The following is a 25,247-nucleotide window of genomic DNA, read 5'->3' as shown; positions in this document are numbered from 1 at the left end:
TATCGAACAGTGTTTACTTTAACAGCAAACGAGCGTTTTAACCAATATTTCTCGGTTAAAACGCTCGCCCGCTGGGGTAAAACCGACGGTCGTTTAAATCAGTCCGCTTGGCGGCGCAAAAACGCGGGGATGTCCAGATAGTCGTCAGACTCGGCCGAACGACGTTTCTCGGCGCGCGGCTTGGGTGAAGACTCCTGCGCTTCGGCGCGAGCCGCGGACTGCTGACGCGTCACCGTCGGCTGCTGCATCTTGCGGTAGTCGGCAGGCTCGGAAGTGGCACGGCGAGCCGGCTCGCGGGCGGCCTGTTTGGGTTTGGTGCCATCGAGGCCCGCAGCGACCACGGTCACGCGCAGCTCATCGGACATTTCCATGTCGATGGAGGTTCCCACCACGATGGTCGCTTCCTGAGAAGCGAACTCCTGAACCGTCGCACCGACGTCGTTGAACTCGCCAATCGACAGATCCGGGCCCGCGGTGATGTTGACCAGAATGCCGCGAGCGCCGTGCAGGTCGATATCCTCGAGCAGCGGACTGCGAATCGCCTTTTCAGCGGCTTCACGAGCGCGGTTCTCACCGGTGGCCCCGCCGGTACCCATCATCGCCATGCCCATTTCGGACATGACCGTGCGCACGTCGGCGAAATCGACGTTGATGATACCGGGGCTGGTGATCAGCTCGGCGATGCCCTGAACGGCGCCGAGCAGCACGTCGTTGGCCGCACTAAAGGCGGTCAATAGCGTAGCGTTCTTGCCCAGTACCGATAGAAGCTTCTCGTTGGGGATAGTGATCAGCGAATCGACGTGCTCGGAAAGCTCCTTCATGCCCTCTTCCGCAGCGCGCATACGCTTGGGGCCTTCAAACGGGAAGGGGCGTGTGACCACCGCCACCGTTAGAATCCCCAGCTCCTTGGCGACCTGAGCCACCACAGGCGCACCGCCGGTACCGGTACCACCGCCCATGCCGGCGGTGATGAACACCATATCGGCACCTTCCAGAAGCTCCGCGATCCGCTCGCGATCTTCCATGGCGGCCTGGCGCCCGACTTCCGGGTTCGCACCGGCGCCCAGGCCCTTGGTGATCTCGCCGCCCAGCTGCAATACCGTTTTGGCGGAAACGCGCTTGAGCGCCTGCGCGTCGGTGTTGGCGCAGATGAACTCGACGCCTTCGATGTTGCTTTCCACCATGTGGTTGACGGCGTTACCACCGCCGCCGCCCACACCCACTACCTTGATGACCGCACTGCTCGAGGGTGCGTTATCTACCAATTCGAACATAAGCCCCGTCTCCTGAACCGCGCTTGCGGCCCTGTCAGAAATTTCCTTTGAACCAGCCTTTGATTTTCGCTAGCGCCGAATGATCGTCCCTGCTATCACGCTGGACGTGCTCACCGCGCCCCTTGTGGGGTGCGTTGGCCCGACCATGGCTCTCAAGACCCTGTCCGTGGCGGGACTCCTGCAGTGCATAGTGCAAAAGCCCGACGCCTGTCGCATAGATGGGATTGCGAACCACGTCCGCAAGCCCCCGCACGTTCTGCGGGCAGGCGATACGTACCGGCATGTGGAAAATCTCCTCTGCCAGCTCGCTCACCCCTTCCATGCGCGATGTGCCGCCGGTCAACACGACCCCGGCGGCCACCATGTCTTCGTAGCCACTACGGCGTAATTCATCGCGTACCAGTGTAAAGAGCTCTTCGTAGCGCGGCTCGACCACCTCGGCCAGTGCCTGGCGCGAAAGATCGCGCGACGCTCGATCGCCTACACTGGGCACCTTGATCATTTCATCGCTTGCGGCCAGCTGGGTCAGCGCGCAAGCGTACTTGACCTTGATCTCTTCGGCGTGCTGCGTCGGCGTTCGAAGCGCCATCGCAATATCGTTGGTGACCTGGTCACCCGCGATGGGAATGACCGCCGTATGGCGAATCGCGCCTTCACTGAAGATGGCCATATCGGTCGTTCCCCCACCGATATCCACCATGCAAACGCCCAACTCGCGCTCGTCTTCGGTCAGTACCGCCATGCTGGAGGCCAACTGCTCCAAAATGATGGCGTCGACTTCCAGCCCGCAGCGGCGCACGCACTTTTCGATATTCTGCACCGCGTTCAAGGCCGCGGTGACCAGGTGCACCTGCGCCTCCAGGCGCACACCAGACATGCCCAGCGGCTCGCGAATACCGCCCTGGGCATCGATGGAGAATTCCTGGGGCAGCACGTGTAACACCCGCTGCCCCTCGGAAATGGCCCGGGCACGGGCCGAGTCGATAACACGATCAATGTCAGAAGGAGTGACTTCGCGTTCCTTGATCGCGACGACGCCATCTGAATTCATCGAGCTAATATGACTGCCGGCGACGCCGACGTAGACCGAATGGATATCGCAGCCAGCCATGAGCTCGGCTTCTTCGACCGCACGCTGAATCGACTGAACCGTCGATTCGATATTGATCACGACGCCGCGCTTCATTCCCCGTGAAGGGTGAGAACCTATACCCGCAATTTCGATGCCGCCATCGTCGGTGGGTTGACCGACGATCGCGACGACCTTGGACGTTCCGATGTCCAGCCCGACAACCATATTGGATGCGTTGGGTGAGCCTGCCATGAGTCGGGTTATCTCCTTATAGTAATCTTTTAACCGATAAACGATCGATGGTCGGCAACCGCTTATCTACCAATGAACATCAACATGGATCGGATGAAACGAGCAGGGGCGTCGGCCTGATCCGTTAAATCCAAAAAGCGCCGCGTTTATGAACGCCTTGTTAAAAACAAATCGTCATCACTATCACGGCTTTTCTCTAAAATGCACTGTACATCGACGCCAACACATGTTTATTTATACATGCTTTTATAAAAAGCGGGCTTGAACGCATCCCCCGTTAAAGCCGCCCTGATTCGATCATCTATCGCCTTGAATCGCTTGACTGTCCAAAACGCGCTAGAAGAGACGGTCGAAAGCCATCATATAGAAACGCCCACCATTATACGACTGCTCCCGCCCACGATAATGGGCTTGGCGAAGAATTTAAACCCCAGTGATGGCTTTTCCTTGTTGGCAAACGCTCACTTTTAAGTAAACGTCGACCACGGTTAATGGCGAGGGAGTCATTACTCTTCGCTATCGTCGAATTCGGTTTCGCCGTGCCAGGCGACCGCTACGCCATTGGGATAGCGCAAGTCAATATAGCGAATCTGGTCACCCTGACGCGAAAGCTCGCGCTGCCAGGAGGCAGTGAGCCGCGCCAGGCGCGTGCCGTGTTCGCGCCGCCCGAGCATCACCCACGCGCCGTTATCGAGCTGTAGCCGCCAGGCCCCGCGCGGCTCGAGACGAAGCTGAGATAACGACAGTGACAATGTCGCGAAGTGATTCGTCAGGCGCTGATAGTAGTCGAGCACTTCCTCGCTGCTGCCCACCGGCCCCGCGAGGTCAGGAAGGTTCGGCGGTACCGCGAGCGGCGCGAACGCGAAGGGCTCGCCTTCGGGGTTGAGCAGGAAATCGTCGTTCCAGCGCGCGATCGGTTGCTGCTCGATGAGCTCGAACACCAGCGCGTTGGGCCACTCCCGCGAAATACGCACCTCGAAAAGCCAGCCGATGGTGAGCGCGCGTTCACGCAGCTCACCAAGATCCGCCGATAGCCAGGTGGCGTTTTGTACCAGCGGCGCCAACTGGGTGCGCAGGTAGTCGGCGCTGACGTACTCCCACTCACCGCGAATCGAGACGCGCTCGATGGGACGGTCGAGCCACAGCCACAGCGCCCTGCCCCCGCCACCGAGCAGCAGCGCGAGCAGAACAACTCCAAGCCAGGCGTTACGCTTTTTCATAAGGTCCTATCACCGGGATTGCTCACCGGACGACGGCGGTCTGGAGAATGTTGACGACCAGCTCATCGAAGCCAATGCCGGCGTGAGCCGCCGCTTGGGGCACGAGGCTGTGGTCGGTCATGCCGGGCACGGTGTTGACCTCGATGAGCCAGAACGCGCCGTCCTTATCGCGCATCACATCGATGCGCCCCCAGCCACGGCCGCCCATGGCGCGAAACGCTTTTTGACACAGCGCCGCCAACGCCTGCTCGCCCTCCTCGCTCAGCCCGCAGGGCAAATGATAAAGCGTGGTGTTCGAGTGGTACTTGGCTTCGTAGTCGTAAAACCCGCCGGGGACCTCTACACGAATGGCGGGCAGCGCTTGATCGCCCAGAATCGCGACGGTGTACTCCTCACCGGCGATGAAGCGCTCGGCCATCACCTGGGCGTCAAAGCGAGCCGCTTCCGTGTAGGCGGCTTTTAGCTCGGCCTCGCTTTTGACGATGCTGATTCCCAGCGTCGAGCCCTCATGCACGGGCTTGACGATCATGGGCAGACCCAGCGTGTCGACGACCGCCGACCAGTCGGCGGCGTCACTTAGCGTGATGCTCTCCGGCGTCGGCAGGCCCTGGGCGCGCCATACCTGCTTGGTGCGCTCCTTGTCCATACCGAGCGCCGAGGCGAGCACGCCACTGCCGGTGTACGGAATGTTCAAAAGCTCCAGCGCCCCTTGCAAGGTGCCGTCCTCGCCACCGCGCCCGTGAAGCGCGATGAACACCTTTGAGGGCGCCAGCGCCTCGAGCCCGGCGAGTCCGCCCTCACGCGGGTCGTACCCCTGGGCGTTGATGCCCTGACGCTTGAGCGCCTCCAGGATCGCCGCGCCACTTTTCAGCGACACTTCGCGCTCGCCGGACGTGCCGCCCAGCACCACCACCACGTTCTCAGCCGCGCTGCCCGCTGCCGTTACGCTCATAGCTCAACCTCATCCAACGCAAGCCCGGCCTTCGCCAGCGCCAGCGAAATACCGCCGACGTCCCCGGCGCCCTGGGTAATCAAGATGTCGTCCGGGCGAAGCACCCGTTTCAAAAGCGCTGCAAGCTCGTGTTTGTGCTCGACGAACAGCGGGTCGACCTCACCACGCTGGCGAATGGAGCCGGCAAGCGTACGCCCTTCCGCACCGGGAATCACTGCCTCCCCGGCGCTGTAAACGTCCAGAAGCACCAGCGTATCGACCTGGGAGAGCACGCGCACGAAGTCCTCGAACAAGTCGCGTGTGCGGCTATAGCGATGAGGTTGGTACAGCATCACCAGCCGCCGTTTGGGCCAGCCCGCGCGCACCGCCTGAATCACCATATCGACTTCTCGCGGGTGATGGCCGTAGTCGTCCACCAGCATGACCTCGCCGGTCTGATTCGGCGCGGGAAAGTGACCGTGTACCTGAAAGCGCCGCCCGACCCCGGCGAAGCTTGCCAGGCCCGCAAGAATCGCCTCGTCGCTGACGCCAGCGTCGGTGGCCACCACGATGGCGGCCATGGCGTTTTGCGCATTGTGGCGCCCAGGCATCGCCAGGCGCACGTCAAGCGGGACGGCGCCGTCGGGCCTTTGCGCGGTGAAGCTCACCTCGCCCTCGCGCTGGCTGAAATCGGTAATACGGTAGTCCGCTTCTTCGTTGAAGCCGTAGGTCACGAACTGGCGCTTCACCTGTTCACACAGGCCCTTGACGTGGGCGTCGTCAGTGCAGAGCACGGCAAGGCCATAAAACGGCAGATTGTGCAGAAACTCGATAAATGTGGTCTTGAGCCGCTCGAAGTCGTTGCCGTAGGTCGCCATGTGGTCGGCGTCGATGTTGGTGACGATCGACACCATCGGCTGAAGGTGCAAGAACGACGCGTCGGACTCGTCCGCCTCCGCCACCAGGTAGTCGCCTTCGCCAAGGCGAGCGTTGGCCCCGGCGCTGGTGAGCTTGCCGCCGATCACGAAGGTCGGGTCGAGCCCGCCCTCGGCCAAAAGCGTCGCGGTCAGGCTCGTCGTCGTGGTCTTGCCGTGGGTACCGGCCACCGCGATGCCGTGGCGAAAGCGCATCAGCTCGGCGAGCATTTCGGCGCGGCGCACCACCGGCACCCGATGCTCGTGGGCCCAGCGGATTTCCGGGTTGGTCTCGTCGATGGCACTCGACACCACCACGACGTCGGCGCCCTGAACATTGAGCTCGGCGTGGCCGATGAAGACCTCGACCCCACAGCTGCGTAGGCGATCAATAACAGGCGATACGAGCATGTCGCTGCCGCTGACCACATAGCCCTGATTGGCGAGCACTTCGGCGATACCGCACATGCCCGCCCCGCCAATGCCGACGAAGTGTAGACGCTTGATGCGCCGCATACCGGGGCCGCTGGGACGCACGCTGTGCGATGGCTTATCGGTTGTCAAATCGGTCACGCCGAATCTCCTTGCTTCACTAACGAAAGGCATCCTGCCGTCAAACGCTCCAAAGCGTCCAGATGCGCCGCTTGGCGCGCGCAAGCGGCCATCTCGACCAGGGTGTCACGGGTCAATAGCTCGTCCAAAAGCGCGGTCAGCCGCTCCGGGGTCAGCTCACTTTGCACCACGCAGCGCGCCGCACCCGCCTCGACGAGCACTTCGGCGTTGACGCGCTGATGATCGTCCACGGCGAAGGGAAACGGCACTAACAGCGCCGGTTTGGCCGCGGCGGCGAGCTCCGCTACGGTCAAGGCGCCGGCGCGGCATACGACCAGATCTGCCCAGTCGTAGGCCGCCGCCATATCGTCGATGAACGCCTCGACCCGCGCCGGCACTCCAAGCGTTTGGTAGCTCTCGCGCGTCGCCGCGTCGCGCTCCTGCCCCGCCTGGTGCCACACCTCCGGGCGATCGCCTTCGCCGAGTGCGGCCAGCGCTACCGGCAGGCGCTCGTTGAGTGCGACGGCGCCGAGCGAGCCACCCACCACCAGCATTCTGAGCGGGCGCGTGCTGAGCTCGACATCGGTGCGCGGCGTTTCGCCCAGTGCGGCGATGTCACTACGCACGGGGTTGCCGATCACCTCGGCCCGGGGGCCGAAGGCGTTGTCGAAGGCGGCGTAGGTCTTGTTGGCTAGCCGTGATAATACGCGATTGGTCAGCCCCGCCACGGCGTTTTGCTCGTGGATCACCAGCGGTACGCCACAGAGCTTGGCCGCAAGCCCCCCTGGGCCACTGGCAAAGCCGCCCAGGCCCACGACGACGTCCGGCTTGAGGCGTTTGATGACGCGGCGGGCATCCAGCACGGCGCGGCTCAAGTTGAAAGGCGCCTTGAGCCAGCCCGCCGCCCCGTTGCCGCGAAGCCCGCTGATCGCCACGGTATTGAGCGGGATGCCCGCCTCCGGCACCAGGCGGTTTTCGATACCGCGGGGGCTGCCCAGCCACTCCACGTCCACGTGCTGGGCCATGAGCGCCCGGGCCAGCGACAGCGCGGGAATGACGTGGCCGCCGGTCCCGCCGGCCATGATTAACATGCGTCGACGTGCGTTCGTCGTCACAAACGACTCCTTACTCAAGATAAACGCGGCTCGAAGCGAGATTTATAAGGGGTAGAGGCGCGCCGCGGGCGGTGACGGGTTTCCGCATCCACGCGCAGCAAAAGCCCGATCATCATACCGGTGACCAGAAGGCTCGAGCCGCCGTAGCTAATCAGCGGGAGCGTCAGCCCCTTGGTGGGCAAAAGCCCTGAACTCACCGCCATGTTGATGAACGCCTGGGCGGCGATGATGAAGCCGATGCCGTAGCTCACATAGGCGCCGAAAAGGTGGCCGGCAAGCTCTGCCTTTCGGCCAATGAGCATGGCACGGGTAACGAACAGGGTGAACAGCGCCACCACGCAGACCGCGCCGATCATACCGAGCTCCTCGGCGATGACCGCGAAGATGAAGTCGGTGTGCGCCTCGGGCAGGTAGTGGAGTTTTTGCACGCTGTTGCCAAGGCCGGTGCCGGAAATGTGGCCGCGACCGAAGGCGATCAGCGCCTGGGTCAGCTGGTAGCCGGTGGCGAACTGATCCGCCCAGGGGTCGAGAAAGCTCGTCCAGCGCGCCAAGCGGTAGGGTTCCATCACGACCATCATCACCGCGCCGAAGGCGAGCACGCCGCCGCTGCCGATCAACAGCACCATCGAGGCGCCGCTCATCATCAGCATCCCGATCACGCAAACGGTGTAGACCACCATGCCGCCGAAGTCCGGCGCCAAAAACAGCAGCCCCGCGGGTACGGCAAGCACCGCGATCGGCCGCCACATGCTGAACGCGCGAGTGCGAAGCTCATACGTGAAGCGAGACATGAACGCCGCCATGTAAAAGATCAGCCCCACCTTGCCAAGCTCAGAGATCTGCAGACTCGGCAAGGGGCCGGGCAGCGAAATCCAGCGCTTGCTGCCGTTGACTTCCTGGCCCACCAGCAACACCAGAACGAGCATGAAAATGCTGGCCATCAGGATCAGCGAGGCGTTCTGGCGCCAGGCCTCCAGCGGTACGCAGAGCATGAACAGACACGCCGACCCCGAGACCAGCAGGAAAAGGGCGTGCTGGCGCGAATAGTAGAAGCTGTTTTCCAAAAGCCCAACGGAGGCGGAGCTGACCATGATCCAGCCAAGCCCGGCAAGGGTGACCACGGCCACGATCAGCCATACGTCGCAGGGTAGATTTTTCGTACTGATCGCCTTCAAGAAGCGCTGGCGCCGGGTCATGCGTTCACCTCACTGCGTTGTCGTAACACCCATTGGCGAAACGCCTCACCGCGCGCCTCATAGTTGGCGAACTGATCCAGACTCGCGCAGGCCGGTGACAGCAGCACACAGTCGCCGGGCCTGGCCACCTCCAGCGCGGCTTCCAGCGCCTGCTCAAGCGTCTCTACTTCGCGAACCGCTACCGTCGGGGTCAGGGCGGCCTTGAGGCGCTGGGCATCAGCGCCGAACACCAGCACCTGGCGGGCGTAGCGCGCCAGGGGAGCGGCTAGCAACGTGAAATCCGCGCCCTTGCCGACGCCGCCGGCCAGCAGCACCAGCCGGCCTTCGAGCGTGGCGCCGATCCCTTCGATGGCGGCAAGCGTGGCGCCGACGTTGGTGCCCTTGGAGTCATTAACGAAGCGCACCCCGTTCAAGGTGTCGACCACTTCGCTACGATGCGGCAAGCCCTTGAACGTTTCGAGCACCGTACGCATCGCCGCGCGGGAAAATCCCAGCGCCTCGCCAAGCGCCAGCGCCGCCAGCGCGTTCATATAGTTGTGCCGTCCGGCCATGCCGAGCGCATCAACACGCATCACGCGATCAGCGCCTCTGGCGAGCCACTGTTGGCCCACGAAGGTGACAAGCCCCCACTCTTCTTGACCCGGGGCGTGGCCAGTAAAGCGCACGACCGGCACGGCGGTGTCATCAGGCCAGGTAAGCGGGTCGTCGGCGTTGACGACGGCAAGTCCTGCATGGATGAAAATACGCGCCTTCGCCTGGCGGTAGCGCTCGAGGGTGGCGTGACGATCGAGATGATCTTCGCTCAGGTTTAAAAACGCCACCGCCGCCGCGCCCAAACGCGGCGTGGTTTCGAGCTGAAAACTCGAAAGCTCGAGAATGTAAAGCTCGGCATCGGGATGGGCTTCCAGCAGATCGAGCGCCGCAGTGCCCAGATTGCCCCCCACCGCGGCGGCCACGTTGGATGCATGCGCCATCTCGCCCAGCAGCGTCGTCACGGTGGATTTGGCATTGGCGCCGGTAATGGCGGCAACCGGTGCTTTTACCGCTCGCTTGAACAGCGCGATTTCCCCGACAAGCCTGGGCTCGTTGGTCGCCGGGTTGTGCTCGTCCAGAAGCCCTTCCAGACCCGGTGTGAGCGGGTCGACCCCGGGGCTTATCACCACCTCGAAGGCGCGGCTGAAATCGACCGCGTCGAGCGGGCCGCAGTAGATGGCAACGTCCGGGTACTCGGCCTTGAAGGCCTCAAGCCTGGGCGGCGCAGCGCGGGTATCGAGCATCGCAAAGGAGCGCCCCAGGCGCGTCAGGTGGCGGCAAATCGCCCGCCCCGACACGCCCAGGCCGATCACTGCGGTCACTCCCTCGGGAATATGCATGGGTTGGCTCCTTACGTTGCACCCCACCCGAGGCTAGCGCACCTTGAGGGTGGCAAGCCCCAACAGCACCAGCACCACGGTAATGATCCAGAAGCGCACGATCACGCGCGGCTCCGGCCAGCCCTTGAGCTCGTAGTGGTGATGAAGCGGCGCCATGCGGAAAATGCGCCGGCCGGTGAGCTTGAACGAGCCCACCTGCAGGATGACCGAGAGCGTTTCGACCACGAAGATCCCGCCCATGATGAACAGCACGATCTCCTGGCGCACGATCACCGCGACCACGCCCAGCGCCGCGCCCAGCGCAAGCGCCCCTACGTCGCCCATGAAAACCTGGGCGGGATAGGTGTTGAACCACAAAAAGCCAAGCCCGGCACCGGCGATGGTGGCGCAGAACACCGCGATTTCACCGGTGCCGAGAATGAAGGGAATATGCAGATAGTTGGCGAACACCGCGTTGCCGCTGGCATACGCAAACACCGCCAGCCCCATGGCGACGAGCACCGTCGGCATGATCGCCAAACCATCCAGGCCATCGGTCAGGTTGACCGCGTTGGAGCTGCCGACGATGACGAAATAGGTCAGCACGATATAGAAAAGCCCCAGCGGCAGCGCAAAATCCTTGACCAGCGGCAGTAACAGGCTGGTCTCGGCGGCGCTGGTGGCATTGAGATAGAGAATCAGGGCCGCGCCCAGGCCCACCACCGACTGCCAGAAATATTTCCAGCGCGCGGGCAAGCCCCGAGGATTTTTTTCCACGACCTTGCGGTAGTCATCGACCCAACCAATTGCGCCGAAACCCAGCGTCACCGCCAGCACTACCCACACGTAGTAGTTGGTCAGATCGCCCCACACCAGCGTGCTGATGGCGATCGACATCAAAATCATGACCCCGCCCATGGTGGGCGTACCGGCCTTGGAGAGGTGCGACTGTGGACCATCGTCGCGCACCGCCTGGCCGATCTGGCCCTCGACGAGCCGGCGAATGACCCAGGGGCCAAGCCACAGGCAGATCATCAGCGCGGTGATGGCGGCAAGAATGATGCGAAGCGTGAGGTAGTTGAAAACCTGAAAGGCGCTTTGGTATTGAGCTAAAAAGTTCGCCAGATGAAGTAACATGAACGGCGTTTACCCTGTTTCAACCGAGCAGCGCGGCGATGACGCGTTCCATGCCCGCACTGCGTGACCCTTTCACCAACAGCGTGGCGTTGGGCGGCAGCGTATTAATAAGATGACGCGCAAGCGTCTCGTGGTCGTCGAAGTGGTGCCCGCGACCAAAGGCATCGCTCGCTGCACGCGCGGCGTCGCCGCAGGTCAGCAGCGTATCGACCCCCAGCGCTCGCGCAAAGCGGCCAACCTCAATGTGAAGCGCCTCGCTTTCTTCGCCAAGCTCGCCCATCGCCCCCATGGCAAACCAGTGTGGGCCGGGAAAGCGCATGAGCGTCTCGAGTGCGACCTTCATCGCCCCCGGGTTGGCGTTGTAGGTGTCGTCCAGAAGCGTCGTGCCGCTTGGCCCTCCCATGACACTAAGCCGCCCTTTCAGCGGCGCAAAAGCGCACAGCGCCTCGACGACGCGTTTGGGTGCCACTCCCACGGCAAGCGCGGCGGCGGCGGCGGCCAGGGCATTGCTGACGTTGTGCTTGCCGGCAAGCTTGAGCTGCACCTCGCCAAGCGAAGCACCGTTTTGAACAAGCGTGAAAGCATACCGCCCTTGCGAGTCGCAGGAAAGAGCCCGGGCGCAGACATCCGCCTCGGCCTCGACGGCGTAGCTCACCACCGGCCCAGGAGCGAGCGCCGCCCAGGTCAAGAAGTAGTGATCCTCGGCGTTAAGCACGGCAATACCCGCGGGCGAGAGCCCGAGCAGAATTTCGCTTTTGGCTTGGGCGATCTGCCCCAGGCCGCCAAATTCGCCGACGTGCGCGCCGGTCACGTTGGTGATGATGGCAACCTCCGGCGCGGCGAGCCGGCTGGTCCAGGCGATCTCACCCAGATGATTGGCGCCGAGTTCCACCACCGCTGCCCGATGCTCGGGGGCCAGGCGCAGAAGCGTCAGCGGCGCGCCAAAGTCGTTGTTCAGATTGCCTTGGGTTGCCAGCACCGGGCCGAGCGGAGCAAGCAGCGCTGCCGTCATCTCCTTGACCGTGGTCTTGCCGCTGTTGCCAGTGACGGCCACCAGAGGATGGGCAAATTGCTGGCGCTGCGCGCGACCCAAAAGCCCCAGCGCCAGGCGCGTGTCGGCGCAGACGATCTGGGGCAGCGCGCTCTCGATGGGTGTCTCGACCAGCGCCGCCGCGGCGCCCTGCTCCAGCGCTTGCGCCAGAAAGTCATGGCCGTCGAAACGCTCGCCTCTGAGCGCTACGAAAAGCGCGCCAGGAATGACTTGGCGCGTATCGGTAGTGACGCCCGAAAACGAGCACGCCGGAAAGTCATCGGCAAGCGTGACGTTGAGCGCCTTGGCGACTCGCTGTGAGCTCCACTGCATCAGCGCACGCCTCGAGCGGCCAGCGCCTTTTGCACCTCGAGATCGTCGCGGTAAGCATGACGCACGCCGTCGATCTCCTGGTAAGGCTCGTGCCCTTTACCGGCGATCAAAACGACATCCTGGGGGCTGGCCTGGGCGACCACCTCCGCAATGGCGGCGCGACGATCGCCCACCTCGCGAAACGAGGCGTTCTCGCTAAAGCCTTCGATGATCATTCGGCGGATGACGTCGGCGGGCTCGCCGCGCGGATTGTCATCGGTGATGACGCAGTGATCGGCGAGAGATTCAGCGACGCGCGCCATTTCCGCGCGCTTGCCGGTATCGCGCTCGCCGCCGCAGCCGAAGACGCACCAAAGCTTGCCGGCATCGCCCAGATGTTCGCCAAGCGCGCCGAGGGCGGCGCCGAGGGCATCCGGGGTATGGGCGTAGTCGACGACCACGCTCGGGGCGCCCTGCTCCTTGAGCAGCGCCATGCGACCGGGCACCGGCGCAAGCCGGCCGGCGGCGTCGAACAGCGCCTCCAGCGGCTCGCCCAAACCATAGAGCGTGGCGATGGCGAGCAGCACGTTGTCGAGGTTGAATCGCCCCATCAGGCCGAGTTCGAGCGTCTTTTCGCCGTCCGGCGTAGCAATCAGTGCGTTCTGCCCCAGCGCGTGAGGATGCCAGCCCACGACGCGCAGCGTGCAAGCCTGATCCTCACCCACCGCCAGCACGCGCACGCCTTTTTCAAGCCCGGCCAGCATGAGCCGGGTCAGCGGGTCTGCGGCGTTGACCACGGCGAGAGTAATCTCGGAGCGACGAAAAAGTTTGGCTTTGGACGCCGCGTAGGCGGCCATGCTGCCGTGATAATCCAGATGATCGCGGCTCAGGTTGGTGAACACGCCGACGCTGATTGGACAGCCGTCGAGGCGCCCCTGATCGAGCGCGTGGGACGAGGCCTCCAGCGCCACACGCCGGGCGCCGCTTTGGGCAAGCTTTGATAGCGCGTGCTGGAGCGCCAGCGGCCCGGGGGTGGTGAGGCCGCTATCGCTCAAACGGTCGAGCCGACCGGTGCCGAGCGTACCGATCACCCCCGCTGGTGTGTTCAGCTGCTCGCTGAGTGCGGCAATGTAGTGGGTCACCGAGCTTTTGCCGTTGGTGCCGGTCACGCCAATGAGGTCGAGCCCGCCGGGTACGGCAAAGAGCGCTCGACCGAACTCACCCAGCCGGCGCGACAGATGCGGAAGATGCAGCACCTGGCCTTCCAGATGCACGCTCGGGCCATCGGCCTGGGCGAGTACCAGTGCCGCGCCCTGCTCGAGCGCTGCGTCGATAAACTCGCGGCCATCCCGGGCGCTGCCAGGCACCGCGACGAATACGTCGCCGCTTTTGATCGCGCGGGAGTCGCTGGTAATGCAAAACTCATCGGCAAGCGCCGGCAGCGCCGATGGCAGCTGCTGAGGCGGCCATCCTTTGGTCAACGCCTCCCAAAGGCGGGCGGGGCTGGACGTCATCTTGTCTCCTTTACGCTATTGCACTTCGTAATCGGGCGGCACGTCGAGCAGGCGCAAGGCGTTACCGGTGACGCTGGAGAAAACCGGCGCGGCGACCGCGCCGCCATAGAACTGCCCGGCCCGCGGATGATCGATCATCACTACCGTGACGATGCGCGGGTCGGAAATTGGCGCAATGCCGGCGAACACACTGCGGTAAGCGTTTTCGGCATAGCCCTGCTGGCCGGTCTTGCGCACCGTGCCGGTCTTGCCGCCGACCCGATACCCTTCGACCCGGGCACGGCGCCCGCCGGAATCAGGCCCGACGGAGCTTTCCAGAATGTCGAGCAGATCGTTGGCAACGCTTGGCTGAATCGCCGGAATGCCCTGGGGCGGCTCGGAGAGGCGCAGAATCGAAGGCGGCATGCGCACGCCGTCGTTGGCAAGCGCGGTATAGGCGCTGGCGAGCTGCACCGCCGAGGCCGAAAGCCCGTACCCGTAGGAGAGCGCGGCGCGCTCGCTGCGCGACCAGCGCACCGGCGCCGGCAGGCTGCCCGTGGACTCGCCGGGAAAGCCGGTGCCCGGGCTCTGGCCAAAGCCAAGCTGGTTATATTTTTCCCAGATCGCGGTGTCGTCGAGCTGGAGCGCGAGCTTCGACATCCCGATGTTGGAAGATTTCTCCAGAATGCCGGCCAGAGTGAGCTTGCCGTGGTTGCTGACGTCGCGAATGGTGAAGCGGTCGATACGCATCCAGCCAGGTGAGGTGTCGATCACCACGTCACGATCCACCACGCCACTCTCCAGCACCGCCGCCATGGCCAAAGGCTTCATGACCGAGCCGGGTTCGAACACGTCGACCAGCGCCTGGTTGCGAAGCCCCCGAGGGTCGAGCCCGGCGCGGTTGTTGGGGTTGTAGGATGGCAGGTTGGCCATCGCCAGCACTTCGCCGGTGCGCACGTCCATGGTCACCAGCACGCCGCCGTCGGCTTCGTTCTCCGCCACTGCCGCGCGCAGTTCGCGATAGGCCATGTACTGGATGCGCTGGTCGATGGAGAGGGTCAGCTCGCCGCCGGGCTGAGCGTCGCTGATCACACCAAGCTCGCGCACCAGCCGTCCGCGCCGGTCGTTGAGCACGCGGCGCTGGCCCGGGTGGCCAGCCAAAAAGGGCTGATAAGCAAGCTCGAGGCCTTCCTGGCCCACATCGTCGACATTGGTCACGCCCAGAAGCTGGGCGGCGACTTCGCCGGCCGGATAGTAGCGCTTGTACTCGCGCTGCTGATACACGCCGGGGGTGCGCAGATCGAGAATGCGCTGGGCCGCCTCCGGCGTCATCTGGCGGCGAAGATACATGAACTCGCGGCTATCGTAACGCTCGACGCGCGCCTCGAAATCATCAAGGCTCATCCCCAGTGCCTGGGCGAGCATGACGCGCTGAATGCCATCCGATGGCAGCTCCTGAGGGTTGGCCCAAAGCGTCACTACGGGCGTCGAGATCGCCAGCGGCTCGCCGTTTCGATCGGTGATCATGCCGCGGTGGGAAGGGATCACTTCGTGGCGCAGCGTGCGCGCATCGCCCTGGCTTTGCAAAAAGGGCCGATCGATGACCTGTAAAAGCGTGATGCGCCCGACCAGCACGCAGGCGGCCAGCGCCACCAGAATCAAAATGAACAGAAAGCGCCCGCCCGCCAGCGGCGGCGCTACGGGGTGCTGTCGGGACGAGCCTCCCCGGCGGCGTTGATTCATGGCCGAATCACCTCGACATCGTCTACATCGGGAATGCGCATTTCAAGACGCTCGGTGGCGATCTGCTCGACCCGGGCCGGCGTCGACCAGGCGCCCTCTTCGAGCAGCAGCTGGCCCCATTCGGTTTGCAGCTGGTTCTTCTCCTGCTCCAAACGCTGGAGCTGGGCGAACTGAGTACGCGTCATGTGGGTGGTCACCACCACGGCCAGGGCGGTCAGCAGACAGGCCAGAAACAGCGCGGCAATGATCAGCGGCCACACGCGCAGGCGCAGCTTGAACGGCCATTCGCTGCGCATGACAGACCACCAGTAATCGATTCGATCCAGCATGGCTAGCCTCGCTTTTTGGCCGCCCGCATGACGGCGCTTCGCGCGCGCGGATTCTGCGCTACCTCGTCCTCGCTTGGCCGCACGCCCTTGTTGAGCGCCTCGAGCCGCCGATTGATCTGGTCGTCACGAATCGGCACGCCGCGGGGCAGATCGTTATCGCCGCGCACGTGGTGGCGAATGAAGCGTTTGACCCGGCGGTCCTCGAGCGAGTGAAAGCTGATCACCACCAGGTGCCCACCCGGCGCCAGCGCCTCGAGCGCCGCCTCGAGCGCGGCGTCGAGCTGATCGAGCTCGCCGTTCAAGTGAATCCGCAGCCCCTGGAAGGCCTTGGTCGCGGGGTGGCGCCCTTTCTCCCAGGCGGGGTGGGCGGCCTTGAGCACCTCGGCCAGATCGAGAGTATGGGTAAAGGGTTTTTCCGCGCGGCGGGTCACGACCGCACGCGCCAAACGCTTGCCAAAGCGCTCCTCGCCGAGAGCCTTGAACACGTGAGCGATATCGGCTTCGCTGGCGCGCGCCAGAAAATCCGCTGCGCTTTCGCCCTGGGTCGGATCCATGCGCATGTCGAGCGGGCCGTTTCGCATGAAGCTAAAACCGCGCTCCGGGTCGTCGAGCTGTGGCGACGACACGCCGACATCCAACAGTATGCCGGCGAGCTTGCCGTGAAGGCCGAGCTCTTTGGCGTACTCGCCAAGGCGAGCGAACTCGCGCCGGGTGATCGCAAAGCGTGGGTCGTCGATCTCGGCGGCGGCAGCGATCGCCTGCGGGTCGCGGTCCATGGCCAGAAGCCGGCCGCTCTCATCGAGGCGTGAAAGAATCAGGCGCGAATGGCCACCGCGGCCAAAGGTCCCGTCCAGATAGACACCGTCGGTTTGATGAACGAGGGTATCGACCGCGCCGTCCAGCAACACGCTGGTGTGGCGAAAGTCGGAAACGGGCTGGCTTACAGAGGACATGTTACGCACGCTGTGTTGAAAGGCCCTGACGGGCCTTTTATGGAAATGGGGAGTCGGCCGATAAGCCGGGTTCTGTCGTGGACAGTCATTCCTCTAGGCGCTTTGTCGCCAAAGCGCTCAAGCAACCTACCCGGACCCAGCGCGGGCCACGCCAATGGGTCCCTATTTGGTCTTGCTCCGAGTGGGGTTTACCTTGCCACGCACTGTTGCCAGGCGCGCGGTGCGCTCTTACCGCACCCTTTCACCCTTACCGGTCCACAAGGAACCGGCGGTCTACTCTCTGCTGCACTTTCCGTCGGCTCGCGCCGCCCAGGCGTTACCTGGCACTCTGCCCTATGGAGCCCGGACTTTCCTCCCCTGCGCACGCGCAGCGGCGACTGTCTGGCCAACTCCGGCGGCAAGCATACCAGCGCCCTGCCCGCGCCTCAATGCTCGGTTTTCATTACGCGTTTCAAGGCCCTTACCTACCTTATGAGTCGGGTTTCATCATTTGAAGCCGCGCGTACCACTCTTTCTTGCGCCCGCCCAGAAGGTTCGCTGCAATCGCCGCGCCCTGCTTCACGCCCACGCCCTCATCGAGCAGCGTTTTCAAAAGCGTTTCGTCGTCGATGCTCTGCTCGCGCACCTCGCGTGCTGCCGGCGCGCCGCCGATCATGACCACGAACTCGCCGCGCGCCTGATTGGGGTCCGCGGCCAGAATATCGAGAAGCTCTGATGCCACCCCCTGCAAGAAGGTCTCGAACGTTTTGGTCAGCTCACGGGCCAGCACGATGGGACGCTCTGGCATCTGCTCGGCGAGCGCCTCGAGGGTGGCCGTTATCCGGTGAGGGGATTCGTAGAACACCAGCGTCTCTTCGCGCTTTTGGTAGTTCTCCAACACCTGGCGCCGGGCGCCGGCCTTGGCGGGCAAAAAACCGGCGAAGATGAAGCGGTCGGTGGGTAGCCCCGCCCCGCTAAGCGCGGCCGTCAGCGCACACACCCCGGGAATGGGGACGATATGGCGGTTGCGCGAACGCAGCGCTCTTACCAGAATGAACCCCGGGTCACTGATCAGGGGCGTTCCGGCATCGCTGATCAAGGCGATACTTTCGCCGGCTTCGAGATAGGCGTCGAGCGTGTCTACCCGGTGCGCTTCGTTGTGCTCGTGAAGCGACAGCAGAGGCTTGCTGATCCCCAAGTGACTTAAAAGCCTTGCGCTGTGCCGGGTGTCCTCGGCGGCGATGCGCGATACGCTTTCAAGAATCCGGGCGGCACGCGGCGTCAGGTCCTCCAAATTCCCAATTGGCGTGGCAACCACGTACAATGTGCCCGGAGGCTGGTAGCTCATATTGGCTCCTGATTGACTATTCTGGATTGACCGATAGCTATCGCTGATGGTGCGCTATGCTTGTGCAAGGATTAAGGGACTCGTCCTCGGCTTTAAACAGCGCCAACGAAAAAACCAAGGAAGCATACATGAAACGTTCACTCCGTGGCCTGCTCGCCACCGCCTTTACGGCTTTACTGATTAGCGGCTGTGCCATTCAACAGCCCGGCGGTGTCGACCGCATATCCGACGAAGACGCCGGGCGGCTGTTGAGCCAGGCCGAACAACAGGGCCCCGAGCAGGCCTCGCTGAGCCGGCTCGAAGCCGCCACCATTCTGGCAGGCCAGGGCCAGCGTGAAGCGGCGTTCGACGCCGCTGCTGCGGTGGACGAGGCGAGCCTGTCCGAGCGCGACCGGGTACGCTGGGCACTGCTTTACTCTGAACTCGCTCGGGCACTCGACGACCCACGCGCGGTACTGCGCGCAACGCAAGTGCTGGATGACGAGCTACCGATGCAGGGTAATGAGCAGCAAACCCTGCGCGAGCGGGCACAGTGGGCCCGCCAGGCAATGGACGAGCCGGGCCGTGTTCAGGCCACCCTGCCGGCACTGGAGGGCGAAGACATTCGCCGAATCATGGTCGCACTACCCCAGTCCGGACCACTCAGTAGCGTTGCCGACACCATCAGTAACGCCATGCGCGAGCACAACAAGGTTCGCGGCCAGGGCGTCGAGCTGACCTTCATCGACTCCTCGCAGTACTCCACGGACGAGCTTTACAGCCGCGCCCAGCAAATGAACGCCCAGTTGATCGTCGGCCCGCTGGACAAGGAAGACGTTACCCAACTCGAGCAGCGCGCGAGCGTTCCGCTTCCGACGCTGGCGCTGAACTACGGCAGCAGCGCACAAAACCAGGCCGCGGGCCTTTTCCAGTACGGCTTGTCCGCTGAAGACGAAGCCCGCCAGGTAGCGCGGCGCGCCTATCAGGACGGTCGCCGCCAGGTAGCGGTCATGGTGCCGGACAACGACTGGGGCCGCCGCGTGGGCGAGGCCTTCTGGAACGAGTTCCACCAACTGGGCGGCGAAGTACCCAACGCCGTGCGCTATAACCCGAGCAACGACGTCTCAAGCGCGGTGGAAACGGCACTGAACGTCAGCGGCGGTCGCGCTCAGCTGGGTGACACCGATGGGCTATTCTTGCTCGCGTTGCCCGAGTACGCCCGCCAGGTGCCGCCGATGATGGACTTCTATTACGCTCAGAAGCTGCCGATCTACGCCACCTCGCACCTGCACGAAGGCACCCAGGAGCGGCGCTTGAATCAGGATCTCGATGACGTGATGTTCGTCGACATCCCGTGGCAAATTCCGGACGCTGCGGTGGGCGGAGCCGAAGCGCTGCCCTTCTACTCGAGCTACCAGGCGCTTCACGGCGAAGGCGACGCCTCGCTGTTCCGCCTTCAGGCGATGGGCGTCGATGCGCTCGAGCTTGCTACGCACCTGTCCGATCTCTCCTCCCTTCAAGGCTTCAACGGCAGCACCGGCACGCTGTCGATCGCCGGCGACGGACGTATTTACCGCGAACTGCCCTGGGCGCGCTTCCAGAACGGCCGCCCCGCGCCGATTCTGTCGCCGGGACTTTTGGGTGACGAATAAGCCGCAAACCGCGCGCCGTCGCGGTGCCGCCACCGAGCAGCTTGCGGCTCGGTGGCTCGAAGAGCGAGGCTTGACACTTGTCAGCGCGAACTACCAGATCAAGGGCGGCGAGCTCGATTTGATCATGCGAGATGGCGACACGCTGGTATTTGTCGAGGTCAAGCACCGCGCCACGACGCGAAGCGGCCACCCGCTCGAAACCATCACGGCACAAAAGCAGCGCCGCCTGATTCGGGCGGCGTCGCTCTATTTAGCGCGCACGGCTGTCTCGACACCCTGTCGTTTTGATATTCTAGCGATCACCGGTCATCCACCTGCTCTCGAGTTTCATTGGGAGAAGGCGGCGTTTGACGCATACTGACTTATACCAGGAAGCCCTCATGGACTTTCAATCCCGAATTTTGAGCCACTTCAATTCAAGCATTGATACCAAAACCTACGCCAGCGAAGTGCTGCCGCCGTTCATCGAAGTCGCCAGCCAAATGATGGTTCAGTGCCTGGTCAACGAGGGCAAGATTCTTGCCTGCGGCAATGGCGGCAGCGCCGGCGATAGCCAGCACTTCTCGGCAGAGCTTTTAAACCGCTTCGAGCGTGAACGCCCGAGCCTTCCGGCGCTGGCGCTGACCACCGACACCTCCACGCTCACCTCGATCGCCAACGACTATAGCTACAACGAAGTCTTCTCCAAGCAGATTCGGGCGCTGGGCCAACCAGGCGATATACTGCTGGCAATTTCGACCAGCGGTAATTCTGCCAACATCGTCCAGGCGATCCAGGCGGCTCATGATCGCGACATGGCGGTGGTCGCGCTGACCGGGCGCGACGGCGGCGACATGGCCTCGCTTTTGGGCCAGGACGACTGTGAAATCCGCGTGCCGGCCACCTCGACCGCGCGCATCCAGGAGGTACATCTGCTGGCGATCCACTGCCTGTGCGATCTCATCGACGAGCAGCTATTCGGCGGCGGCGCTTAGGCCCACCGCTCATACGATCTTTTTTATTCATATTTTCAGGAGTCGGCGATGGCCCTTCGCAACGCATTTCGTTCCTTTTGCCTGATCACCGCCTGCAGCGCGGTGCTGCTGGCCGGCTGCGCCAACAACTCGGCGTCCAACCCGTCCAACTACGCCCAGCGCAGCGACGACGTCGAGGCGGTCGACGCCACCATCGAGCGCCAGATCGAGCGCGCTCTCGATCAGGCGGACGCCCGTCTGGGCGACGCGCGCATTCGCGCCCACAGCTATAACGGCACGGTGCTGCTGGTCGGCCAGGTGCCGAGCGAAGAGCTACGCACCATGGCGGGTGAGGTGACCGGCGGCTTGCGTGGCGTCAACCAGGTACACAACCAGCTCTCGATCGCCGCCAACCTGCCCACGAGCCAGCGTTTGACCGATACCTGGCTGACCACCAACGTGGTAAGCCACCTGGCCACCAACGAGCACATCGATTCATCGAAGCTCAAGGTGACCACCGAGAACGCCAGCGTCTACCTGATGGGCATGGTGACGCGCCAGGAAGCGGATCGCATCGTCAATGCAGCCTCTGCCGTCAGCGGTATCCAGCGCATCGTCAAGGTATTCGACTACATCGACTGATCGGCGCCTTGAAGGCCTGAATCATTGGCGCGATCACAAGCCACGAAAAAGCCCCGCACACGGACCGTGTGCGGGGCTTTTTCGTGCGAAGGGTGCGGCTATTTGACGACGCGAAGCGTTGGCTTCTTTTTGGCCTTGCCCTTCTCCTTACTCGGCGCATCGCCCTGACTTTCGTCGGCAGGGCCGGTGACGCTTAGCTGCGGGCCAGTGCTTTCGCTCTCATCGATCTCCGAGGTTTCGAGCTCCTCATCGTCGCTGTCGAGTTCCGGCTCCTGACCAAACACCATGCCCGCGCCGTTTTCACGGGCGTAAATGGCGATCAGCGCCTCAATCGGCACCATGACCTGCATCGGCTGGCCACCAAAGCGTGCGCTGAAGCCGATGGCCTCGTTCTCCATGAACAGATCGCGCACCGCCGTTGGGGCGACGTTCAACACGATCTGACCGTTTTGCACGAATTGACGCGGCACCTCGACGCCGGGCTGGGTCGCATCGACCACCAGGTGCGGGGTCAGCTCGTTGTCCAGAAGCCACTGGTACAGCGCCCGGGCAATATAGGGACGGCTCGACTTCATAAGACTCCCCTTGTTTCCATAACGCCCCGCGAGCGGGACCAAAAGCATTTACGCGCGCATCTCTTTTTCGCGCTCGTTCAGGGCAGCCTTGAACGCATCGCGCTCGAATACGCGCGCCATGTAATCCATCAGCGGCTTGACCTGCTTTTCCGGAAGCTCGATGTTGAGCTCCGGCAAACGCCAAAGGATCGGTGCAAGGCAGCAGTCCACCAGGGTGAACTCTTCACTCATGAAGAAAGGCATATCCTCGAAGATCGGCGAGATACCGATCAGACTTTCACGAAGCTCCTTACGCGCCTTCTCGGCCTCTTTCTTGCCGCCGGTGCGGATCTGGTCGAGCATCGGGCACCACTCGCGCTCGATGCGGTGCATCCAGAGCCGGCTCTGAGCGCGGGCAACCGGATAAACGGGCAGAAGCGGCGGATGCGGGAAACGCTCGTCCAGGTACTCCATCATCACCTTGGACTCGTACAGCACCAGATCGCGATCCAAAAGCGTGGGTACGCTGTTATAGGGGTTGAGATCGGCTAATTCCTGCGGCGGCTGATCGTCGCTAACGTCAACGATGTCGACGGCGACCCCTTTTTCAGCCAGAACAATGCGCACTCGATGGCTAAAATGATCGTCATTACCGGAGTAAAAAATCATAGAAGACCGCTTGGCCACAACACCCATGAAAGCATCCTCGCATCAAAACAATAGACAATAATAACATGTCAGCGCCCGCCTGGGGGATACGGCCCCGCGCCATCCCAAAGCGCCCAAGGCACCTTAACATTTTCAGCGCGGTTTGGACCCGGGTGGCGTCAACGCAACGACCTGACACAAAAAACGCCCAGGCCAAGGGCCTGGGCGTTTTCTTCGAAGCGCGTAAAAAAATTAACGCTTGGAGAACTGCGGACGACGACGTGCTTTACGCAGACCGACTTTCTTACGCTCGACCTGACGCGCATCGCGAGTCACGTAGCCGGCGGCACGCAGCGCAGGACGGAAGTCTTCGTTGTACTCCATCAGCGCGCGGGTGATGCCGTGACGAATGGCGCCGGCCTGGGCAGAGCCACCGCCGCCTTCGACAGTCACGTAGACGTCGAACTGGTTCAGCGTTTCGGTCAGCTCGAGCGGCTGGCGAACCACCATACGACCGGTAACGCGACCAAAGAACTCGTCAAGCGCGCGGTTGTTAACGGTGATGTTGCCGGAACCCGGCTTGAGGAACACACGAGCGGTGGAAGTCTTGCGGCGCCCGGTACCGTAGTATTGCTGTGACATGGCGAAGATTTCCTTAAATGTTCAGTTCAAGCGGCTGTTGGGCGGCGTGGGGATGCTCGGTTCCCGCGTACACTTTGAGCTTGGAGTGCATGGCGCGGCCCAGCGGACCTTTCGGCAGCATGCCCTTGACGGCAAACTCGATGATACGCTCCGGCGCATGATCCTTGAGCTGGTTGAAGGTCATGGAACGCAGACCGCCCGGGTAACCGGTGTGACGGTAGTAATTCTTGTCAGTGGCTTTCTTGCCAGTGACCTGAATCTTCTCGGCGTTGATCACGACGATGTAGTCGCCGGTGTCAACGTGAGGCGTGAATTCGGGCTTATGCTTGCCACGCAGGCGGCGAGCGATTTCGGTAGCCAGACGACCGAGCGTTTTGTCCGTGGCATCGACAACATACCAGTCGCGCTGGACGGACTGCGGCTTAGCACTGAACGTCTTCATGGATGAAATTCACCAGATAAAGTGTATTGGGTAACGCGGCCCAGGGCCGTGCACCATCCCTATTTTTTTTAGTTACGACCCGTCAAACGCGGCCAGTAACGGTTAGCGAGGCGGCATTCTACATGAGCAGTAGCGACAAGTTAAGCGCCCGGGCGAATTTTTCTCCGGGCACCATCGTCACCGCGCCAGCGCTTGTGAATCCTGGTTCATGAGCCCGGGCCCAAAAGTCAGGGCTTGTGCGCCAGCGCCAGGTACTCCTGAGACTGCATCTCCTGAAGCCTTGAGAGCGTTCGCTCGAACTCGAAAGCGAGCTTGCCATCGGTGTAAAGCGACTCCACCGACACCTGGGCCGACATCAAAAGCTTTACTCCGCGGTCGTAGAACTCATCGACCATATTGATGAAACGCCGCGCCTGGTCTTCTGTTTTAGCGCTCATTTGGGGCACGTTCGACACCAGCACGGTGTGAAACTCCCGGGCGAGCTCGATGTAGTCGTTCTGGCTACGCGGGCCGTCACAAAGCTCGCGAAACTCGAACCAGGCGGTCCCTTCATAGAGCCGGCGTGTTTTGAGCACGCGGTGGTTGACCTCGAGCGGCGCGCCCTCCTCTCCGCTTTGACCGGCAATTTCCCTGAAGCTTCGCGCAAGCTCTTTTTCGGCGGCCTCGTCGCAGGGGGTATGAAAGATCTCGGCACGCTGTAGTGCGCGCAGGCGATAATCGACGCCGGAGTCGACGTTGACCACCTCGCAGTGGCGGTTGAGCAGATCGATGGCGGGGAGAAAGCGCGCGCGCTGCAGGCCATCCTTGTAGAGGTCATCCGGCACGATGTTGGAGGTCGCCACCAGTACGACGCCGCGCTTGAACAGCGCCTCCAGCAGGTTAGCCAGAATCATCGCATCGGTGATGTCCTTGACGAAGAACTCGTCAAAGCAGATCACTCGCGCTTCAGACGCGAACTTGCCGGCGATCAGCTCCAGCGGGTTCTTCTCGCCCTTGTAGTGATTGAGCTCGTTGTGCACCCGCTGCATGAAGCGGTGAAAGTGGGTGCGCATCTTCTCGGAAAACGGCAGCGCCTCATAGAAGGTATCGACCAGGTAGGTTTTGCCACGCCCCACGCCGCCCCAGAAGTAGAGCCCACTGACCCGCGGCATCGGCGCCTCATCCGGGGTTTTCTTCTTGCCGACGAACCCAGCCATGCGCGCCTTGAATCCCTTGTTGGCGACCACGGTCTTGGGCGTGGTCGAGGGGGTGGCCAACAGGTCGTCGTAGAGGCGCTGCAGGTGCTCGACTGCTTTCTCCTGGGCGGCATCGTATTGAAAATCATCGCGCTCGAGATCACTTTTGTAGCGCGCCATGGGCGTGGACGGATGCGTGGCGGAAACCTTTGCCGAGGCGGCTTTCGATGACATTCAAACACTCTCCCGGTTTAAAGCGCGGCCAGTCAAGGAACTGCCGCAAGGCGGTGTAGTGGGCAAGCGCGATGCAACGCGCTGTAAATTCGGCTGATTATACGCACGATGACGCCCTGGCGCA

The 25,247-nt window shown here is 62.8% G+C and carries 24 protein-coding genes and 1 other RNA gene; 4 read left to right on the top strand and 21 right to left on the bottom strand.

The window, feature by feature from the left end; translation table 11 throughout:
* Window positions 1-98: 98 nt before the first annotated feature.
* The 16 genes from ftsZ to rsmI all read right to left on the bottom strand — a co-directional run bounded on the left by ftsZ (window position 99) and on the right by rsmI (window position 18,202).
* Window positions 99-1,274 (bottom strand): cell division protein FtsZ, encoded by a 1,176-nt coding sequence (ftsZ, locus tag RN347_RS07295; protein WP_263584280.1) that lies wholly within the window; start codon window positions 1,272-1,274, stop codon window positions 99-101.
* A 34-nt stretch (window positions 1,275-1,308) separates the two neighbouring features.
* Window positions 1,309-2,598 (bottom strand): cell division protein FtsA, encoded by a 1,290-nt coding sequence (gene ftsA / locus RN347_RS07290; RefSeq protein WP_263584281.1) that lies wholly within the window; start codon window positions 2,596-2,598, stop codon window positions 1,309-1,311.
* Window positions 2,599-3,104: 506 nt separating this feature from the next.
* On the bottom strand, window positions 3,105-3,818 hold the full coding sequence (locus tag RN347_RS07285) for a cell division protein FtsQ/DivIB (RefSeq protein ID WP_311960690.1): 714 nt from the start codon (window positions 3,816-3,818) through the stop codon (window positions 3,105-3,107).
* A 22-nt stretch (window positions 3,819-3,840) separates the two neighbouring features.
* Complete coding sequence (locus RN347_RS07280; RefSeq protein WP_263584283.1) at window positions 3,841-4,770, bottom strand: D-alanine--D-alanine ligase; 930 nt, start codon at window positions 4,768-4,770, stop codon at window positions 3,841-3,843.
* On the bottom strand, window positions 4,767-6,179 hold the full coding sequence (gene murC / locus RN347_RS07275; RefSeq protein ID WP_311960831.1) for a UDP-N-acetylmuramate--L-alanine ligase: 1,413 nt from the start codon (window positions 6,177-6,179) through the stop codon (window positions 4,767-4,769). Before murC ends, RN347_RS07280 begins: the two co-directional genes overlap by 4 nt.
* 53 nt (window positions 6,180-6,232) lie before the next feature.
* Window positions 6,233-7,330, bottom strand: coding sequence for an undecaprenyldiphospho-muramoylpentapeptide beta-N-acetylglucosaminyltransferase (gene murG, locus RN347_RS07270; protein ID WP_409365774.1), 1,098 nt, complete (start codon window positions 7,328-7,330; stop codon window positions 6,233-6,235).
* A gap of 14 nt (window positions 7,331-7,344) precedes the next feature.
* Window positions 7,345-8,526, bottom strand: a complete 1,182-nt coding sequence (gene ftsW, locus RN347_RS07265) for a putative lipid II flippase FtsW (protein ID WP_263584285.1) — start codon at window positions 8,524-8,526, stop codon at window positions 7,345-7,347.
* Window positions 8,523-9,899, bottom strand: coding sequence for a UDP-N-acetylmuramoyl-L-alanine--D-glutamate ligase (gene murD / locus RN347_RS07260; protein ID WP_311960689.1), 1,377 nt, complete (start codon window positions 9,897-9,899; stop codon window positions 8,523-8,525). The genes ftsW and murD overlap by 4 nt, the downstream gene beginning before the upstream one ends.
* A gap of 33 nt (window positions 9,900-9,932) precedes the next feature.
* Entirely contained in the window at window positions 9,933-11,015 is a 1,083-nt protein-coding gene (gene mraY / locus RN347_RS07255) for a phospho-N-acetylmuramoyl-pentapeptide-transferase (protein WP_263584287.1), read from the bottom strand.
* Between the two features lie 19 nt (window positions 11,016-11,034).
* On the bottom strand, window positions 11,035-12,378 hold the full coding sequence (gene murF / locus RN347_RS07250) for a UDP-N-acetylmuramoyl-tripeptide--D-alanyl-D-alanine ligase (RefSeq protein WP_263584288.1): 1,344 nt from the start codon (window positions 12,376-12,378) through the stop codon (window positions 11,035-11,037).
* Entirely contained in the window at window positions 12,378-13,871 is a 1,494-nt protein-coding gene (locus RN347_RS07245) for a UDP-N-acetylmuramoyl-L-alanyl-D-glutamate--2,6-diaminopimelate ligase (protein ID WP_311960688.1), read from the bottom strand. Before RN347_RS07245 ends, murF begins: the two co-directional genes overlap by 1 nt.
* A gap of 15 nt (window positions 13,872-13,886) precedes the next feature.
* Window positions 13,887-15,593 (bottom strand): penicillin-binding protein 2, encoded by a 1,707-nt coding sequence (locus RN347_RS07240; RefSeq protein ID WP_263584290.1) that lies wholly within the window; start codon window positions 15,591-15,593, stop codon window positions 13,887-13,889.
* The gene (gene ftsL / locus RN347_RS07235; RefSeq protein WP_311960687.1) at window positions 15,590-15,922 is read right to left on the bottom strand and encodes a cell division protein FtsL; all 333 of its coding nucleotides are present in this window, start codon (window positions 15,920-15,922) and stop codon (window positions 15,590-15,592) included. The genes RN347_RS07240 and ftsL overlap by 4 nt, the downstream gene beginning before the upstream one ends.
* A gap of 2 nt (window positions 15,923-15,924) precedes the next feature.
* A complete protein-coding gene (gene rsmH / locus RN347_RS07230) occupies window positions 15,925-16,875 on the bottom strand; it encodes a 16S rRNA (cytosine(1402)-N(4))-methyltransferase RsmH (RefSeq protein WP_311960686.1) in 951 nt (316 codons plus the stop codon).
* A 45-nt stretch (window positions 16,876-16,920) separates the two neighbouring features.
* An RNA gene (rnpB, locus tag RN347_RS07225) (RNase P RNA component class A) lies at window positions 16,921-17,268 on the bottom strand.
* Between the two features lie 76 nt (window positions 17,269-17,344).
* Window positions 17,345-18,202 carry a 16S rRNA (cytidine(1402)-2'-O)-methyltransferase gene (gene rsmI, locus RN347_RS07220; RefSeq protein WP_311960685.1) on the bottom strand — a complete coding sequence of 286 codons (858 nt, stop codon included), beginning with the start codon at window positions 18,200-18,202 and terminating at the stop codon, window positions 17,345-17,347.
* 128 nt (window positions 18,203-18,330) lie between these two features.
* Between rsmI and RN347_RS07215 the strand changes: the two genes are divergently transcribed.
* From RN347_RS07215 to RN347_RS07200, 4 genes are read left to right on the top strand one after another with little or no spacing between them, the layout of a single operon-like run.
* On the top strand, window positions 18,331-19,833 hold the full coding sequence (locus RN347_RS07215; protein WP_311960684.1) for a penicillin-binding protein activator: 1,503 nt from the start codon (window positions 18,331-18,333) through the stop codon (window positions 19,831-19,833).
* On the top strand, window positions 19,823-20,194 hold the full coding sequence (locus RN347_RS07210) for a YraN family protein (RefSeq protein ID WP_263584295.1): 372 nt from the start codon (window positions 19,823-19,825) through the stop codon (window positions 20,192-20,194). Before RN347_RS07215 ends, RN347_RS07210 begins: the two co-directional genes overlap by 11 nt.
* A 19-nt stretch (window positions 20,195-20,213) precedes the next feature.
* The gene (locus tag RN347_RS07205) at window positions 20,214-20,807 is read left to right on the top strand and encodes a phosphoheptose isomerase (RefSeq protein WP_252107541.1); all 594 of its coding nucleotides are present in this window, start codon (window positions 20,214-20,216) and stop codon (window positions 20,805-20,807) included.
* Between the two features lie 48 nt (window positions 20,808-20,855).
* On the top strand, window positions 20,856-21,428 hold the full coding sequence (locus tag RN347_RS07200) for a BON domain-containing protein (RefSeq protein WP_263584296.1): 573 nt from the start codon (window positions 20,856-20,858) through the stop codon (window positions 21,426-21,428).
* 98 nt (window positions 21,429-21,526) lie between these two features.
* Here RN347_RS07200 and RN347_RS07195 read toward each other — a convergent pair whose 3' ends face one another.
* The 5 genes from RN347_RS07195 to zapE all read right to left on the bottom strand — a co-directional run bounded on the left by RN347_RS07195 (window position 21,527) and on the right by zapE (window position 25,123).
* Window positions 21,527-22,003 carry a ClpXP protease specificity-enhancing factor gene (locus tag RN347_RS07195; protein ID WP_263584297.1) on the bottom strand — a complete coding sequence of 159 codons (477 nt, stop codon included), beginning with the start codon at window positions 22,001-22,003 and terminating at the stop codon, window positions 21,527-21,529.
* Between the two features lie 48 nt (window positions 22,004-22,051).
* Window positions 22,052-22,678 (bottom strand): stringent starvation protein SspA, encoded by a 627-nt coding sequence (gene sspA / locus RN347_RS07190; protein ID WP_263584298.1) that lies wholly within the window; start codon window positions 22,676-22,678, stop codon window positions 22,052-22,054.
* 204 nt (window positions 22,679-22,882) lie between these two features.
* Entirely contained in the window at window positions 22,883-23,272 is a 390-nt protein-coding gene (rpsI, locus tag RN347_RS07185) for a 30S ribosomal protein S9 (protein ID WP_252107534.1), read from the bottom strand.
* 13 nt (window positions 23,273-23,285) lie between these two features.
* A complete protein-coding gene (gene rplM / locus RN347_RS07180) occupies window positions 23,286-23,714 on the bottom strand; it encodes a 50S ribosomal protein L13 (RefSeq protein ID WP_252107532.1) in 429 nt (142 codons plus the stop codon).
* A 227-nt stretch (window positions 23,715-23,941) separates the two neighbouring features.
* Window positions 23,942-25,123, bottom strand: a complete 1,182-nt coding sequence (gene zapE, locus RN347_RS07175; protein WP_263584299.1) for a cell division protein ZapE — start codon at window positions 25,121-25,123, stop codon at window positions 23,942-23,944.
* Window positions 25,124-25,247 lie beyond the last annotated feature (124 nt).

It is taken from the genome of Halomonas sp. PAMB 3264 (assembly GCF_031954245.1).
Lineage (GTDB): Bacteria > Pseudomonadota > Gammaproteobacteria > Pseudomonadales > Halomonadaceae > Vreelandella.
This window is presented reverse-complemented; position numbering and strand designations above follow the sequence as displayed.

What these genes read in the sequence shown, in the direction of transcription:
- ftsZ (WP_263584280.1), bottom strand. Translation starts at nt 1,274, where the DNA reads ATGTTCGAATTGGTAGATAACGCACCCTCGAGCAGTGCGGTCATCAAG.
- ftsA (WP_263584281.1), bottom strand. Translation starts at nt 2,598, where the DNA reads ATGGCAGGCTCACCCAACGCATCCAATATGGTTGTCGGGCTGGACATC.
- RN347_RS07285 (WP_311960690.1), bottom strand. Translation starts at nt 3,818, where the DNA reads ATGAAAAAGCGTAACGCCTGGCTTGGAGTTGTTCTGCTCGCGCTGCTG.
- RN347_RS07280 (WP_263584283.1), bottom strand. Translation starts at nt 4,770, where the DNA reads ATGAGCGTAACGGCAGCGGGCAGCGCGGCTGAGAACGTGGTGGTGGTG.
- murC (WP_311960831.1), bottom strand. Translation starts at nt 6,179, where the DNA reads ATGCGGCGCATCAAGCGTCTACACTTCGTCGGCATTGGCGGGGCGGGC.
- ftsW (WP_263584285.1), bottom strand. Translation starts at nt 8,526, where the DNA reads ATGACCCGGCGCCAGCGCTTCTTGAAGGCGATCAGTACGAAAAATCTA.
- murD (WP_311960689.1), bottom strand. Translation starts at nt 9,899, where the DNA reads ATGCATATTCCCGAGGGAGTGACCGCAGTGATCGGCCTGGGCGTGTCG.
- mraY (WP_263584287.1), bottom strand. Translation starts at nt 11,015, where the DNA reads ATGTTACTTCATCTGGCGAACTTTTTAGCTCAATACCAAAGCGCCTTT.
- murF (WP_263584288.1), bottom strand. Translation starts at nt 12,378, where the DNA reads ATGCAGTGGAGCTCACAGCGAGTCGCCAAGGCGCTCAACGTCACGCTT.
- RN347_RS07245 (WP_311960688.1), bottom strand. Translation starts at nt 13,871, where the DNA reads ATGACGTCCAGCCCCGCCCGCCTTTGGGAGGCGTTGACCAAAGGATGG.
- RN347_RS07240 (WP_263584290.1), bottom strand. Translation starts at nt 15,593, where the DNA reads ATGAATCAACGCCGCCGGGGAGGCTCGTCCCGACAGCACCCCGTAGCG.
- ftsL (WP_311960687.1), bottom strand. Translation starts at nt 15,922, where the DNA reads ATGCTGGATCGAATCGATTACTGGTGGTCTGTCATGCGCAGCGAATGG.
- rsmH (WP_311960686.1), bottom strand. Translation starts at nt 16,875, where the DNA reads ATGTCCTCTGTAAGCCAGCCCGTTTCCGACTTTCGCCACACCAGCGTG.
- rsmI (WP_311960685.1), bottom strand. Translation starts at nt 18,202, where the DNA reads ATGAGCTACCAGCCTCCGGGCACATTGTACGTGGTTGCCACGCCAATT.
- RN347_RS07215 (WP_311960684.1), top strand. Translation starts at nt 18,331, where the DNA reads ATGAAACGTTCACTCCGTGGCCTGCTCGCCACCGCCTTTACGGCTTTA.
- RN347_RS07205 (WP_252107541.1), top strand. Translation starts at nt 20,214, where the DNA reads ATGGACTTTCAATCCCGAATTTTGAGCCACTTCAATTCAAGCATTGAT.
- RN347_RS07200 (WP_263584296.1), top strand. Translation starts at nt 20,856, where the DNA reads ATGGCCCTTCGCAACGCATTTCGTTCCTTTTGCCTGATCACCGCCTGC.
- RN347_RS07195 (WP_263584297.1), bottom strand. Translation starts at nt 22,003, where the DNA reads ATGAAGTCGAGCCGTCCCTATATTGCCCGGGCGCTGTACCAGTGGCTT.
- sspA (WP_263584298.1), bottom strand. Translation starts at nt 22,678, where the DNA reads ATGGGTGTTGTGGCCAAGCGGTCTTCTATGATTTTTTACTCCGGTAAT.
- rpsI (WP_252107534.1), bottom strand. Translation starts at nt 23,272, where the DNA reads ATGTCACAGCAATACTACGGTACCGGGCGCCGCAAGACTTCCACCGCT.
- rplM (WP_252107532.1), bottom strand. Translation starts at nt 23,714, where the DNA reads ATGAAGACGTTCAGTGCTAAGCCGCAGTCCGTCCAGCGCGACTGGTAT.
- zapE (WP_263584299.1), bottom strand. Translation starts at nt 25,123, where the DNA reads ATGTCATCGAAAGCCGCCTCGGCAAAGGTTTCCGCCACGCATCCGTCC.